This window comes from Nitratireductor arenosus, assembly GCF_009742725.1.
In the GTDB taxonomy this organism is placed as follows: domain Bacteria; phylum Pseudomonadota; class Alphaproteobacteria; order Rhizobiales; family Rhizobiaceae; genus Mangrovimarina; species Mangrovimarina arenosa.
In genome coordinates, this window is sequence record NZ_WPHG01000003.1 from 248,353 (window position 1) to 263,208 (window position 14,856).

General features: G+C 65.0%; 14 protein-coding genes. 13 read left to right on the forward strand and 1 reads right to left on the reverse strand.

Annotated features, from left to right (window positions below; translation table 11 throughout):
- Positions 1 to 6 precede the first annotated feature (6 nt).
- From GN330_RS13225 to trmB, 5 genes are all read left to right on the forward strand, one after another.
- Positions 7 to 1,071, forward strand: coding sequence for a hemolysin family protein (locus GN330_RS13225; protein ID WP_156713169.1), 1,065 nt, complete (start codon positions 7 to 9; stop codon positions 1,069 to 1,071).
- A 118-nt stretch (positions 1,072 to 1,189) separates the two neighbouring features.
- Complete coding sequence (lnt, locus tag GN330_RS13230) at positions 1,190 to 2,785, forward strand: apolipoprotein N-acyltransferase (RefSeq protein WP_156713170.1); 1,596 nt, start codon at positions 1,190 to 1,192, stop codon at positions 2,783 to 2,785.
- A gap of 137 nt (positions 2,786 to 2,922) precedes the next feature.
- Positions 2,923 to 3,339 (forward strand): helix-turn-helix domain-containing protein, encoded by a 417-nt coding sequence (locus GN330_RS13235; protein ID WP_156713747.1) that lies wholly within the window; start codon positions 2,923 to 2,925, stop codon positions 3,337 to 3,339.
- Positions 3,340 to 3,526: 187 nt separating this feature from the next.
- Positions 3,527 to 4,825, forward strand: a complete 1,299-nt coding sequence (metK, locus tag GN330_RS13240) for a methionine adenosyltransferase (protein ID WP_343040646.1) — start codon at positions 3,527 to 3,529, stop codon at positions 4,823 to 4,825.
- A gap of 12 nt (positions 4,826 to 4,837) precedes the next feature.
- The gene (gene trmB / locus GN330_RS13245; protein WP_343040648.1) at positions 4,838 to 5,536 is read left to right on the forward strand and encodes a tRNA (guanine(46)-N(7))-methyltransferase TrmB; all 699 of its coding nucleotides are present in this window, start codon (positions 4,838 to 4,840) and stop codon (positions 5,534 to 5,536) included.
- 6 nt (positions 5,537 to 5,542) lie between these two features.
- Here the strand turns inward: trmB and GN330_RS13250 are convergent, their stop codons facing one another.
- Positions 5,543 to 5,980 (reverse strand): Lrp/AsnC family transcriptional regulator, encoded by a 438-nt coding sequence (locus tag GN330_RS13250; RefSeq protein WP_156713172.1) that lies wholly within the window; start codon positions 5,978 to 5,980, stop codon positions 5,543 to 5,545.
- 132 nt (positions 5,981 to 6,112) lie between these two features.
- On the opposite strand from GN330_RS13250, the gene rocF reads away from it, so the two are divergent.
- From rocF to rbfA, 8 genes are all read left to right on the forward strand, one after another.
- A complete protein-coding gene (gene rocF, locus GN330_RS13255) occupies positions 6,113 to 7,033 on the forward strand; it encodes an arginase (RefSeq protein WP_156713173.1) in 921 nt (306 codons plus the stop codon).
- 2 nt (positions 7,034 to 7,035) lie between these two features.
- Positions 7,036 to 8,094: an ornithine cyclodeaminase gene (locus GN330_RS13260; RefSeq protein ID WP_156713174.1), complete on the forward strand. Its 1,059-nt coding sequence runs from the start codon at positions 7,036 to 7,038 to the stop codon at positions 8,092 to 8,094.
- A 150-nt stretch (positions 8,095 to 8,244) separates the two neighbouring features.
- Entirely contained in the window at positions 8,245 to 8,880 is a 636-nt protein-coding gene (gene rimP, locus GN330_RS13265) for a ribosome maturation factor RimP (RefSeq protein ID WP_156713175.1), read from the forward strand.
- 47 nt (positions 8,881 to 8,927) lie between these two features.
- On the forward strand, positions 8,928 to 10,547 hold the full coding sequence (nusA, locus tag GN330_RS13270; protein ID WP_156713176.1) for a transcription termination factor NusA: 1,620 nt from the start codon (positions 8,928 to 8,930) through the stop codon (positions 10,545 to 10,547).
- A 42-nt stretch (positions 10,548 to 10,589) separates the two neighbouring features.
- Entirely contained in the window at positions 10,590 to 11,240 is a 651-nt protein-coding gene (locus tag GN330_RS13275; protein ID WP_156713748.1) for an RNA-binding protein, read from the forward strand.
- Positions 11,237 to 13,807 (forward strand): translation initiation factor IF-2, encoded by a 2,571-nt coding sequence (infB, locus tag GN330_RS13280; RefSeq protein WP_156713177.1) that lies wholly within the window; start codon positions 11,237 to 11,239, stop codon positions 13,805 to 13,807. Before GN330_RS13275 ends, infB begins: the two co-directional genes overlap by 4 nt.
- Positions 13,808 to 13,885: 78 nt before the next feature.
- Positions 13,886 to 14,434: a YcxB family protein gene (locus GN330_RS13285; RefSeq protein ID WP_156713178.1), complete on the forward strand. Its 549-nt coding sequence runs from the start codon at positions 13,886 to 13,888 to the stop codon at positions 14,432 to 14,434.
- A complete protein-coding gene (gene rbfA / locus GN330_RS13290) occupies positions 14,427 to 14,825 on the forward strand; it encodes a 30S ribosome-binding factor RbfA (RefSeq protein WP_156713179.1) in 399 nt (132 codons plus the stop codon). Before GN330_RS13285 ends, rbfA begins: the two co-directional genes overlap by 8 nt.
- The last annotated feature ends 31 nt before the right edge of the window (positions 14,826 to 14,856 follow it).

Here is a 14,856-nt window from a genome sequence, read left to right on the forward strand (position 1 = left end):
ACTGCGATGAACCAGCGTGAACAAGCCGTCGCCGCGCCCGAGGCGGGCGACGATGCGGGCTCGGGCGAACCGCCCGAGGAAAGCTCGAGTACCGGGGCGCCGCCCCAAAATGGTGGTCGGGGCCTATTTCAGAGATTTATGAGCCTATTTCGCGGGCGCAACGGGTCGACCCTGCGCGAGGATCTGGCCGATGCGCTCGCAGACGGCCAGCACGACAGCGCACCGTTTTCGCCGGGCGAACGCGCCATGCTGCACAACATTCTGCGCCTGCGCGAGGTGCGGGTGGAGGACGTCATGGTGCCACGCGCTGACATCGAGGCGGTCGAGCTTTCGACCACACTCGGCGAGTTGCTAAAAATGTTCGAGGAATCGGGGCATTCGCGCATGCCCGTCTATGCCGAATCGCTGGATGATCCGCGCGGCATGGTTCACATTCGCGACGCCGTCACCCAACTGACGCGCTCGGCCCGGGCGAAAAAACCGCGCGGCGCCAAGCGCGCGGCCGCAAAGACCGCCGATCTCGACCTTGGTCAGGTCGATCTGACGCGCACGATCGGCGACCTGAGCCTGACGCGGCCGGTGCTGTTCGTGCCGCCCTCCATGCTCGCCTCCGATCTGATGAACCGGATGCGGGCCGCCCGTACCCAGATGGCGCTGGTCATTGACGAATATGGCGGCACGGACGGCCTGGCCTCGCTGGAGGACATCGTCGAGATGGTGGTCGGCGACATCGAGGACGAGCACGACGACGAGGAGCCGATGATCACCAAGGCCGGCGACGGCGTCTTCGTCGTCGACGCCCGCGCCGAGATCGACGACGTCGCCGAGGCCATCGGCGACGGCTTCGCCGCTGAGGAGCACAGCGAGGACGTCGACACGATCGGTGGCATCATCTTCAACACGCTCGGCCGGGTGCCGGCACGTGGCGAGGTTGTCCAGGCTATTCCCGGCTTCGAATTCCACGTGCTCGACGCCGATCCGCGCCGCGTCAAACGCGTGCGTATCGTGCAGTTGCGCATGCCCGGGCGCAGAGCGCGTTCCCTGAGGGATCATCCCGCCGACGAGGCCTGAAGTCGGATCCCCCGCAGGCGGGTCCGTTCGCCGGCGACGGTTTCGGGCAAGCCGCGTTTGGCAGGCTTTGGCCGGATTGCTAAATCTCGGGCCCCTGATTCGCTGACTGGAAAGCCGGATGACCGACCTTGCCGCGCGCGTGATCTTGCAGTGGGGATGGCGGCGGGTGGCCATCGCCGTCCTGGCGGGCGCGTGCGCCGTGCTCGCCTTGCCGCCCTACGACTTTTTTCCGGCCGGCTTCGTTTCTTTCACCGTGCTCGTCTGGCTCCTGGACGGCGTGGCGCCCGATCCCGGAGATCGCCTCGTAAGGCGGCTGCGCGGCGCGTTCGCCATCGGCTGGTGGTTTGGCTTCGGCTATTTCGTCGCCGGGCTGTGGTGGGTCGGGCGCGCCCTGTTGGTGGACGCGGACAATTTTGCCTGGGCTTTGCCGATCGCCGTGCTCGGCCTGCCCGCCCTGCTCGCCGTCTTCCACGGCCTGGCCGCCGCCCTCGCGCGCCTGGCATGGGCCGACGGCATCGGGCGCATCGTCGCGCTCGCTGCCGCCTTCGGCATTGCGGAATGGCTGCGTAGCTTCATCCTGACCGGTTTTCCCTGGAACGCGGTCGGCTACGCGGCCATGCCGGTGCCGTTGCTGATGCAGTCTGTCGGGGTCGTTGGCCTGTTCGGGATGAACGCGCTTGCGGTTCTGGTGTTCGCCATGCCGGCGCTCGCCGGTTTCCGGCGTCATCGCGGGGCGGGCATCGTCGTGGCGCTTCTTCTGATCGGCGCGCATCTCGGCTACGGCATCGTCCAGTTGCATTTCGTCCCGCCGGCCGAGGGCGGGCGCCGGCTGCAGGTCCGGGTGGTCCAGCCGTCCGTCTCCCAGAGCGGCAAATGGGAGCCGCAGGAGCGGGCCCGCATCATGAAGACGCTGCTCGATCTGTCGGCGCGGGCCGCCGCCGAAGGCCGTGAGCGGCCGGATCTGATCGTATGGCCGGAGACAGCGCTGCCTTTCGTCATCACCGAAAGGCCCGACGCGCTTGCCGCGATCGGCGCGATGCTCGGATCCGGCCAGGCTTTGTTCCTTGGCGCGGTGCGGTCCGAGACGGCCGCCTCGACCCAGGATGAGCCGCGCTACTATAACGCCGTCGTTGCCATTAACGACGATGGCGAGATCGTCGATGCCGTCGACAAGTTGCATCTGGTTCCCTTCGGCGAATATCTGCCCTTCCAGGACCTGCTCGATGGGCTCGGTTTCGAAACCGTGGCTGAAACGGTTGGCGGCTTTTCGGCGGGATCGGCGCGTCGCGTTTTGTCCGCGCCGGGTGGGGTCGGCGCGCTGCCGATGATCTGCTACGAGATCATTTTCCCGGACCTGCTGGCCGGCATGGGTGCACAGGCTGACATCATCGTTAACGTCACCAACGATGCCTGGTTTGGCGACACGGCCGGTCCCTATCAGCATTTCCGGCAGGCCCAGGTACGCGCCGTTGAGACCGGAATGCCGCTGATCAGGGCGGCGAACAACGGAATTTCGGCGATAGTCGACGAAAAGGGCCGGGTCGTCGACGCGTTCGCGCTCGATGCGGTCGGGACCCTCGATGTCGCACTATTCGTTCCTGATCGCCAAAGCCGGCGCATGATTGATGCCGGACGCAATGGCTTATTGATTATATTGTTCTTTGCAACCCTGGCTTGTGGTATGAATATCAGTCAGAGGCTACGTTCCAAGTGAGGTGCGAAAGTCGCTAAAGGCAGGCATGGATTGCCAAATCGCCCTCTCTCTCGCCGCCCGTGATTCTGGGGCCATGGGCATTTGGCGGGAACTCGTTGGAGCCAATTGAAAAGCCCGTGATAAACGGCGAGGACATTATGCCTGACAACAAGAAGAAGCCGAACCCGATCGATATCCATGTCGGGAGCCGCGTTCGTCTGCGGCGAAACATGCTGGGAATGAGCCAGGAGAAGCTTGGCGAAAGTCTCGGCGTGACGTTTCAGCAGATCCAGAAATACGAAAAAGGAACCAACCGGGTCGGCGCCAGCCGACTTCAAGCGATCGCATCGATCCTGAACGTTCCGGTGGCCTTCTTTTTCGAGGATGCGCCGGTCGATCACCTTCCGGGAAACAAGGGTTTTTCCGAAGATCGTTCGACCAGCTACGTTGTCGATTTTCTCAGCAGCGCGGAAGGGCTTCAGCTCAACCGCTCTTTCGTGAAGATCTCCGACGCCCGCGTGCGCCGCAAGGTGATCGATTTGGTCAAGGCGCTGGCTTCCGAAGACGAGGCCTGACCACGGGGCAAGCCGGCTTGAAAGGGGGGCGACCGCGTCGGGACGGCGCGGCGGGCGTTGTTCATTTTTTCAGGTTCGAGCCGGCCGTTGCGATTGGTTTCTTGACGATGACGCGCTCATTTCGCTAACAGATGCCCCCGCGAAGTAGGCAATCCTGCTCTTCGTGTTCATTCCAGAGGGGACACCCGTGGCACGCCAGAACTATCTCTTCACCAGCGAATCCGTTTCCGAAGGTCACCCGGACAAAGTCTGTGACCGCATCTCCGATGAAATTGTCGATCTCGTCTACCGCGAAGCCAAAAAAGCCGGCATGGACCCGTGGAAGGTCCGCGTGGCCTGCGAAACCCTGGCCACGACCAACCGGGTCGTGATTGCCGGCGAGGTTCGCGTGCCCGAAACCCTGATCAAGAAGGACAAGGCCGGCAACGTCGTGATGGACGGCTCCGGCAACCCGGCCGTCAACCCGTCCAAATTCCGTTCGGCCGCGCGCCGTGCGATTCGTTCGATCGGCTATGAGCAGGACGGCTTCCACTGGAAGACCGCCAAGGTCGACGTTCTGCTGCATGCTCAGTCCCCCGACATCGGCCAGGGCGTCGACAACTCTTCCGACCGACAGGGCGAGGAAGGCGCCGGCGACCAGGGCATCATGTTCGGCTACGCCTGCCGCGAAACGCCCGATCTCATGCCGGCGCCGATCTATTATTCGCACAAGATCCTCGAACTGCTCGCCGAAGCGCGCAAGTCCGGCGAGGGCGACGCGGCCAAGCTCGGTCCGGACGCCAAGAGCCAGGTCACGGTCCGCTACATTGACGGCCGTCCGGCCGAGGTCACGCAGATCGTGCTGTCGACCCAGCACCTCGACCCGTCCTGGGACAACGTGAAGGTACGCCAGGTCGTCGAGCCCTATATCCGCCAGGCGCTGTCCATTGGCGACCTGTCGATCGCCGCCGACTGCAACTGGTACATCAATCCGACCGGCAAGTTCGTCATCGGCGGTCCCGACGGCGACGCCGGCCTGACCGGCCGCAAGATCATCGTCGACACCTATGGCGGCGCGGCCGCGCATGGCGGCGGCGCCTTTTCCGGCAAGGACACCACCAAGGTCGACCGTTCGGCGGCCTACGCGGCACGCTACCTCGCCAAGAACGTGGTTGCCGCCAAGCTCGCCGAGCGTTGCTCGATCCAGCTTTCATACGCCATCGGCGTGGCGCAGCCTTTGTCGGTCTATGTCGACATGCAGGGCACCGGAAAAGCGCCGGAGGAAGTCGTCGAAAAGGCGATTCGCGAGGTGATGGACTTGTCGCCGGGCGGCATCCGCCGTCACCTCGACCTGAACAAGCCGATCTACGCCAAGACCGCCGCCTACGGCCATTTCGGCCGCAAGGCGGGTCGCGACGGCTCCTTCTCCTGGGAGAAGACCGATCTCGTCAAGGCGCTGAAGGACGCGGTCGCCGACGAGGAACGCAAAGCCAAGATCGCCGCCTGAGGCGATGTTCCGGTGACGGAGGACGCACGCGGCAGCCGGGCCACCGAGGCCTTTTTCGGCCGGCGTCGCGGCAAGACCCTTCGTCCGCGGCAGGAGGCGCTCGTTGACCGCCTGCTGCCGCGTCTGGCCCTCGACCTTACTGCCGGGGCGCCGCCGCTGGCGACGCTGTTCGACCCCGAAGTCACCGATTTCAGGCTTGAGATCGGCTTCGGCGGCGGCGAGCAGCTCCTGCATGAAAGCGGGCGCCATCCGAAAACGGGCTTCATCGGCGTCGAGCCCTTCGTCAACGGCATGGCCAAGTTACTGTCGGCGCTCGATGAGAACCCGCGGCGCAATGTCCGCCTGCATGACGACGATGCGACCGAATTGCTGGACTGGCTGCCACCGGCGAGCCTCACCGGCATAGACCTGCTTTATCCCGACCCTTGGCCGAAGCGTCGCCATTGGAAACGCCGCTTCGTTAGCCGCTCTAATCTCGGCCGCTTCGCGCGCGTGCTGCGGCCGGGCGGGCGCTTCCGCTTCGCCTCTGACATCGACAGCTATGTCAACTGGACGCTTCTACACTGTAGAGGCCACCCCGCCTTTGCCTGGGAGGCGGCCTCGGCGGCGGATTGGCGCACGCCCTATGAGGGCTGGCCGGGCACCCGCTACGAGGCCAAGGCGCTGCGCGAGGGCCGCGTTCCTGCCTATCTGACCTTCACGCGACGTTGAGAAACGCTAAAGGCGCGCCTTCGTCGAGCGCGGGGTCGCGAGCAGCAGGCTGGTCTCGCTGCCGGTGATGCCGGGTATCAGCCGGATGCGCCGCAGCACGGCGTCGAACTCGGTCAGCGAGGCGGTGCCGAGCTCGACCACCAAGTCCCAGCGCCCATTGGTGGTGTGAACCGTGGCGACTTCCGCAAACCCGCCCAGCGTCCGGATTACCCGGTCGGCGGCGTGGCCCTCGATTTCGATCATCATGATGCCGCGAATGCGCTGGTCGACCGCGTCGGCGCGCAGGATCACCGTATAGCCGAGAATTTCGCCGCTCCTCTCCAGGCGTTCCATATGGGCCCGCACGGTCGCGCGCGAGGCGCCGAGCTCAATGGCGAGATCGGAGATGCTGCGCCGGGCATCGTGCCGCAGCAGGGTGATCAGATTTTGATCCAACGTATCCAAGTTTCTGGCCAAAATGAAAACTTAGTCCACCGAAACGGTAAAACATCCTTCAGGATTTGCCAAATCATCGTGTTCACTGTGCCGGATGATTGGGTTTCACTGATGGAGTGACGCTTTGCGGGAGTTTGGACGATGCGATGCAGGATCGTGGGCGCGCCGGTTGAGGACGGTGCCGGCCGCATGGGATGCGAGATGGGGCCGAGCGCCCTGCGCACGGCCGGCCTGGTCGCGGCTCTTCGCGCGCTCGGTCACGAGGTGGTCGACATGGGCCCCGCGCGGCGGGCGCGTCTGAGGGCACTGCGCCACGCCAATGCCGCGCTCAAGGCCCTGCCCGAGGTCGCGGCCTGGACCGAGGCGCTCCGCGAGGCCGCCTACCAGGCCAGCGCGGACGCGATGCCAATTTTTCTCGGCGGCGATCATTCGATCTCGGCCGGCACCTTGTCCGGCGTGGCGCGCCGGGCGGCCGAGAACGGGCGCCCGCTGTTTGTGCTTTGGCTCGACGCCCACCCCGATTTTCACACGCTCGACACCACCGTGAGCGGCAATCTGCACGGCGTCCCGCTCGCCTATGCCAGCGGTCAGCCCGGTTTTGAGGGTTATTTTCCCGACCTGCCGGCGCGGGTCGAACCGACGCGAATCTGTACCTTCGGTCTACGCAGCGTCGATCCGGCCGAACGCAGCGCGCTGACGGCCGCCGGCGTCACCGTGCACGACATGCGTGCTATCGACGAGCACGGCGCCGCGCCGCTGATGCGCGATTTCATTGCCCGCGTTGCCGCCGCCGACGGTCTTTTGCATGTCAGTCTCGACGTCGACTTCCTCGATCCCGGCATCGCACCGGCGGTCGGTACGATGGTGCCGGGCGGCGCGACCTTCCGCGAGGCGCATCTGGTGATGGAGATGTTGAGCGACAGCGGTCTTGTCACCAGCCTAGACCTGGTCGAACTCAACCCTTTCCTCGACGAACGCGGTCGCACCGCCACCTTGCTGGTCGACTTGACCGCCAGCCTGCTCGGCCGCCGGATCATGGACCGCCCTACACGGAGTTTTTGACCATGGGATACGCCCCTTCCGAACTCGCTCTGGTGCCCTTTGTCAGTGTCGAAAACATGATGCGCATCGTCCACGCGACCGGCATCGAGCGCTTCCTGGCCGAGCTCGCCCGCTACATCGAGGAGGACTTCCGCCGCTGGGAGCTGTTCGACAAGACCCCGCGCGTCGCCTCGCATTCGCGCGAGGGCGTGATCGAGCTGATGCCGACGAGCGACGGCGAGGCCTACGGCTTCAAATATGTCAACGGCCATCCCAAGAACACCAGGGAAGGCCGCCAGACCGTGACGGCGTTCGGCGTCATGGCCGAGGTCGACACCGGCTATCCCGTGCTGATCACCGAAATGACCATCCTCACCGCGCTGCGCACGGCGGCGATGTCGGCGCTGGCCGCGCGCCATTTGGCGCCCGACGGCGCCAGGACCATGGCGCTGATCGGCAATGGCGCGCAGTCGGAATTCCAGGCGTTGGCCTTCAAGGCGCTGGTCGGCGTCGACCGGCTGCGGCTTTACGATATCGACCGCGCCGCCAGCCGCCGCTGCGCGCGCAACCTCGCCGGCCGCGGTTTGGACATCACGCTGTGCGGCGGGCCGCAGGAGGCGGTCGAGGGCGCCGACATCATCACCACGGTCACCGCCGACAAGCAATACGCCACCATCCTGACCGACAACATGGTCGGTCCCGGCATCCACATCAACGCGGTCGGCGGCGACTGCCCAGGCAAGACGGAGCTGCACCGCGACATCCTGATGCGATCCTCGATCTTCGTCGAATACCCGCCGCAGACCCGGGTCGAGGGCGAAATCCAGCAGCTTGCCGCCGATCATCCCGTCACCGAGTTATGGCGAGTGATAACCGGCGGGACGCCCGGCCGGAGCGCGCGCGACGAGATCACCCTGTTCGATTCGGTCGGCTTCGCGGTCGAGGATTTTTCCGCCCTGCGCTACATGCGCGCCCTTCTGTCCGGATTGCCCTATTTCGACAAGCTGGATCTGCTTGCCGATCCCGACGATCCGCGCGACCTGTTCGGCATGCTGATGCGGGCGCAGCCGCAAGCCGCCTGAGCCGCAGACCGGGACGAGGTGATCCGGCGCTTGCCCTTGCATTTTGCCCCGGTCGGGACTATATCAGTTTCAAATTCTTGGTCGCGATGACGAAGAGTGGGTCCCGCCGGTCCCGCTCTTTTTTGTTACCTGCGACCCGTCGGAGACCTCATGACCCACGAAGAAAGCGCCGCGACACAGGACGATGACCGCCTGATCCGCGAAAGCGGCGTCGAGGCGCGTATCGCCGCGCTGATCTGGCCGCTGCTGCGCTCGATGGGTTTTCGCCTCGTGCGGGTTCGGCTTTCCGGCCAGAACGGGCTGACGCTGCAGATCATGGCCGAGCGCGAGGACGGCACCATGACGGTGGCCGATTGCGAGGAGCTGAGCCGCGCGGTTTCGCCGGCGCTCGATGTCGAAGACCTGATCGACAAGGCCTACCATCTGGAAGTCTCCTCGCCGGGTATCGACCGGCCCCTGGTCAGGACGGCGGACTTTGCGGCCTGGCAGGGCCATCTCGCCAAGCTAGAGACCGCCGTGATGGTCGCCGAGCGCAAGCGTTTCCGCGGTCGCATCGCCGAGGCCGGCGCGGACGGGATCGTGCTGGAGCGCGACCAGGCCAGTTACGGCGACGAGCCCAGGGTGGAGATCCCCTACGACACGATCGCCGATGCCCGGCTGATCCTGACCGACGATTTGATCCGCGATGCGCTGGCCAAGGACAAGCAGGCGCGCCAGGCGGCCAAAAAGCTGCGCGGCGACCAGGCCGACGGCGACAATGACAACGACAACGAACCGCAGACATGACCAAAACGGATCGGCACAACGGCCGGTCCGCGTAAAGGGAGACTGAAATGGCAGTCAGTGCAAACCGTCTCGAACTGCTGCAGATCGCGGACGCGGTGGCGCGCGAGAAATCGATCGAAAAGGAGATCGTGCTCAACGCGATGGCCGACGCGATCCAGAAGGCCGCGCGCTCGCGCTACGGCCAGGAGACCAATATTCGCGCCGACATCAATCCGCAGACCGGCGAGATGAAGCTGCAGCGGCTGATGGAGGTCGTCGAGGACGTCGAGGAATCCGCTCGCGAGATCTCCATCCAGGACGCGCGCGCTCGCAATCCCGATGCCCAGGTCGGCGACTTCATCGCCGAGCAGCTGCCGCCGATGGATTTCGGCCGCATCGCCGCGCAGTCGGCCAAGCAGGTCATCGTGCAGAAGGTGCGCGAGGCCGAGCGCGACCGCCAGTACGACGAATACAAGGACCGCATCGGCGAAATCGTCAACGGATCGGTCAAGCGCGTCGAATATGGCAACGTCATCGTCGATCTCGGCCGCGGCGAGGCAATCATCCGGCGTGATGAGCTCATTCCGCGCGAACTGTTCAAATATGGCGACCGTGTGCGCGCCTATGTCTACGATGTGCGCCGCGAACAGCGCGGACCGCAGATTTTCCTGTCGCGCACCCATCCGCAATTCATGGCGAAACTGTTCAACATGGAAGTGCCGGAGATCTATGACGGCATCATCGAGATCAAATCGGTGGCCCGCGATCCCGGTTCGCGTGCCAAGATCGCGGTGATCTCGCGCGACTCCTCCATCGATCCGGTCGGCGCCTGCGTGGGCATGCGCGGCAGCCGGGTGCAGGCGGTCGTCGGGGAACTGCAGGGCGAAAAGATCGACATCATCCCCTGGTCGCCCGACGCGGCCTCCTTCATCGTCAATGCGCTGCAGCCGGCCGAGGTCGCCAAGGTGGTTCTCGACGAGGACGCCGAGCGCATCGAAGTCGTGGTGCCCGACGAGCAATTGTCCTTGGCCATCGGTCGGCGTGGACAGAATGTACGCCTCGCCTCGCAGCTCACTGGCTGGGACATCGACATCCTGACCGAGGAAGAGGAATCGCAGCGCCGGCAGAAGGAGTTCGTCGAGCGCTCCAACCTGTTCATGGACGCGCTCAACGTCGACGAGATGGTCGGTCAGGTTCTGGCTTCGGAAGGCTTCACCTCGGTCGAGGAAGTCGCTTATGTCGAAGCGGACGAGATCTCCTCGATCGACGGCTTCGACGACGACACCGCCAGCGAGATCCAGACCCGGGCGCGCGAATATCTGGAGCGCATTGAAGCCGAGAACGACGCCCGGCGTCAGGAATTGGGCGTTGCCGACGATCTGCGCGAAATCCCCGGCGTCACCACCGCGATGATGGTCGCCTTCGGCGAGGACGGCGTCCAGAGCCTCGAGGATTTCGCCGGCTACGCGGTCGACGACCTGGTTGGCTGGAAAGAGCGCAAGGACGGCGAGACCAAGGTCTATCCGGGCATTCTCGGCAATTTCGAGGTCTCCCGCGAGGAGGCCGAGCAAATGGTGGTTGTGGCCCGCATGAAGATGGGCTGGATCACCGAGGAAGACCTCGCGCCGCCGGCCGAGGATGCCGAAGAGGTCGGCCAGGACGGCGAAACGGAAGCCGCCGGCGCATGACGCGCCGTGCCGCCACTGTGACGGGATTGCTTTTTGGACACGATGGGCGAGCGGACATGCATTGTGACGCGGCGCGCGGCGGAACCGGAGGATTTGATCCGGTTTGTCGCCGGGCCGGACATGTCCGTCGTTCCCGACCTGAAGCGCAACCTTCCCGGACGCGGTTGTTGGGTCAGTGCGGCGCGCGCGCGGGTTGACGAGGCGGCCAGGAAGAATATCTTCCGCAGGGCGCTGAAGGCGCCCGTCAATGCCGATCCAGATCTTGGTGCGCAGGTTGACGGGCTGCTCGCGAAATCCGCGCTCGGCGCGCTTGGGCTTGCGCGCAAGGCCGGGACCGTGGCATTGGGTGCGGCAAAGGTCGATGCCGCGATCCGCAGCGGGCGGGCGCTGTTTGCGCTTCACGCAACCGACGCGTCGGAAGACGGCATACGCAAACTGAATCAGGCCCGGCGCGCGGTATTGCTGGCCGGCGGTCCCGAAATACCGGCGTTCAGACTCTTTTCGGAAGCAGAAATGAGTTTGGCATTCGGGGGGGCAAATGTGATACATGCTGCCGTGCTCGGTGCGGAAACGAGCAAGGCGGCACAAAGGCGCGTTGTTGCGCTGGGTCGGTACCGGGGCGGGCACCCGGAAAGCCGCGAGACAGTTGACGGCGCGTCCGAGAGGACGGCGTCCCACAAGGATACGGAATGACGGATACGAAATCGGGCGACGACAAGACGCTGAGCATGAATACCAAGAAGACCCTGACGCTGAAGCGGCCGGGAGTCGAGCAGGGGACGGTGCGCCAGAATTTCTCGCATGGGCGCACCAAGTCCGTGGTCGTCGAAACCAAGAAGCGCAAATTCTCCGTCCCCGGCGAGAAGCACGAGCCGGTGGCGCCGGTCGCGCTCGCGCCGCGCCCCCAGCCCCAGCCTGCATCCAAACCCGCGCCGGCGCCGGTCGTGAAGGAACAGCCCAAGCCGGCCGCCCCCGAAGGGCGTTCCGGTCTCGTCCTCAACGAGCTGTCGACCGAGGAGATGGAGGCGCGCCGCCGCGCTCTCGAGGGCTCCAAGGTCCGTGAGGTCGAGGAACGCAAACGCGCTCAGGAAGATGCCGCGCGCCGCGCCGAGGAAGATGATCGCCGCCGCCAGGAGCGCGAGGAATCCGCTCGTCGTCAGGCCGAGGAGGAAATGCGTCTGAAGGCGGAAGCCGAGGCGCGCAGCCGGGCTGAGGAAGAAGCGAGCCGCAGGGCACCCGAGCCCGGGCCGATGCCCGAAGCCGTCGACGACGACCGCGATGCCAAGCGCAAGGCCAAGCCGTCGATTCCGCCGAAGCGCATCGCGACGCCCGAACCCGCACGTCCCACCCGCCCGCGCGTCGGCGAGGATCGCCGCCGTGGCAAGCTGACGCTCAACAGCGCGCTCGCCGGCGACGAGGCGCGTGGCCGTTCGCTGTCGGCGATGCGCCGCCGCCAGGAAAAGTTCAAACGTGCCCAGCACCAGGAAGCCCGCGAGAAGATTGCGCGTGAGGTGATCTTGCCCGAGACGATCACCATCCAGGAACTGGCCGGCCGTATGGCCGAGCGTGCCGTGGATGTGATCAAGTTCTTCATGAAACAGGGCCAGATCCTCAAGCCGGGCGACGTCATCGACGCCGACACGGCGGAACTGGTTGCGGTCGAATTTGGTCACACGGTCAAGCGCGTTGCCGAATCCGACGTCGAGGAGGGGCTGTTCAACATTCCCGACAAGCCGGAAAACCGGGAGTCGCGTCCGCCGGTCGTCACCATCATGGGCCATGTCGATCACGGCAAGACGTCGCTGCTCGATGCGATCCGCCATGCCAATGTCGTCTCCGGCGAGGCCGGCGGCATCACCCAGCACATCGGTGCCTACCAGGTCGAGCAGAACGGGCAGAAGATCACCTTCATCGACACGCCCGGCCACGCCGCCTTCACCCAGATGCGCGCGCGTGGCGCGCAGGCGACCGACATCGCTGTGCTGGTCGTCGCTGCCGATGACAGCGTGATGCCGCAGACGATCGAATCGATCAATCATGCAAAGGCGGCGGGCGTTCCGATCATCGTGGCGATCAACAAGATCGACAAGCCGGAGGCCGACGCGCAAAAGGTTCGCACTGAACTGCTTCAGCACGAGGTGTTCGTGGAATCTATGGGCGGCGAGGTGCTCGACGTCGAGGTTTCCGCGGTCAAGGGCACCAACCTCGACAAGCTGCTTGAGGCGATCCTGCTGCAGTCCGAACTGCTTGACCTGAAGGCCGATCCGGAGCGTACCTCGGAGGGCGTCGTCATCGAGGCTAAGCTCGACAAGGGACGCGGCCCGGTCGCAACCGTTCTGGTGCAGACTGGCAAGCTCTTGCCGGGCGACATCATTGTTGCCGGCAATGAATGGGGCAAGGTGCGCGCGCTCGTCAACGATCGCGGCGAGCAGTTGCCCGACGCGGGTCCGTCCATGCCGGTCGAGGTCCTCGGCCTGCAGGGCACGCCCCAGGCCGGCGACCGGTTCGCCACCGTCGAGAACGAGGCCCGCGCCCGCGAGATTTCGGAATACCGCCAGCGCAAGGCCCGCGAGATGGCGGTCGCCAAGCATGCCGGCCAGCGCGGCTCGCTCGAGCAGATGATGTCGCAATTGCAGTCGAGCGGGCTGAAGGAATTCCCGCTGCTGATCAAGGGTGACGTCCAAGGCTCGATCGAGGCGATCGTCGCCGCGCTCGACAAGCTCGGCACCGACGAGGTGCGCGCCCGCATCGTGCATTCGGGCGCCGGCGGCATCACCGAGAGCGACATCTCGCTCGCCGAGACCTCGAACGCGGCCATCATTGGCTTCAACGTGCGCGCCAACAAGCAGGCGCGCGAGGCCGCCGAGCAGGCTGGTATCGAGATCCGCTACTACAACATCATCTATAACCTCGTGGACGATGTGAAGGCGGCGATGTCGGGCCTGTTGTCACCGGAGCGTCGCGAGACCTTCCTGGGCAATGCCGAGATTCTCGAGGTCTTCAACATCACCAAGGTCGGCAAGGTCGCCGGCTGCCGTGTCAGCGAAGGCAAGGTCGAGCGCGGTGCGGGCGTGCGCCTGATCCGCGACAACGTCGTCATCCACGAAGGCAAGCTGAAGACGCTCAAGCGCTTCAAGGACGAGGTGCCGGAGGTGCCCGCCGGGCAGGAATGCGGCATGGCCTTCGAGAATTACGAGGACATCCGCGCCGGCGACGTGATCGAGTGCTTCCGCGTGGAAGAAGTGGCGCGCACGCTTTAACGTCGTTCCGACGCGAAGCTGCCCAGCGGCGCGGCCTGAACGGGCCGTCGCCGCCTGGATCCTCTGCTGGAGCCTGCCATGCTTGCATCACACATGCCGGATGATGGCGGGGTCGAAATCCGCTACGAGCTGACCGAGCAGGACTATCTTGCCATGATGGAGGCAAGGACGCGCTGGCGTACCGGGCGGATCGGCCGGATGGTGTTGTGGGCCGCGGTGGTTCTCAATGTCGGTGTCGGAGCTTGGCTGCTGCTGGGCGCGCTTGTGACCGCGACGCCGCTTGCCGTCGAGCATTTTCTCAACCTCGGCCTGGCTACGCTGATCGTCGCCTGGTTGGCCCTTTATCTGCCATGGCTGCGCCGCAGGAACTTTCGCCGCATGAAGCTTGCCGACAAGCCTGTCCATCTGGTTGCCGACCGCGAGGCCGTAAAGCTGCGGATCGGTGACGATGACAGTCGCACCGCGTGGCGCGAGTTCGAGCGCGGCCATCGCACGGCGGAGCATTTCTTCTTCTGGCTCAATCCCGCCATCGCGCTGATCGTGCCGCTGCGCGCCTTCCCCGATGAGGCGCTGTGCGAGCGGTTCTGGCGCCTCGCCCAGGAAGGAGTTCCCACCACAAATGGCTGAAAAACTGCCCTCCCAGCGCCAGCTTCGCGTCGGCGAGCAGGTGCGCCATGCGCTTTCCGACGTGCTGCTGCGCGGCGAAGTGCGCGACGAACTGATTGAAAACACTGTGATTTCGATTTCGGAAGTGCGCATGTCGCCGGATCTGAAGATCGCCACGGCATTTATCTCGCCGCTCGGCGTGAAGGACAATCAGGCGGTCGTCAAGGCACTGGCACGCAACGCGAAATTCATACGAGGCCGCGTTTCGGGCGCTCTCAAACAGATGAAATACATGCCCCAGTTCCGCTTTCGGCTCGATACCAGCTTCGACAATATGGCCAAGATCGACGAGTTGCTGCGCTCGCCCGAGGTTTCCCGCGATCTTGGTGATGACGGGGAGGGGGACGAATGAGGCTGGCGGCTTCGCGGGGGTTTCCGTTTTC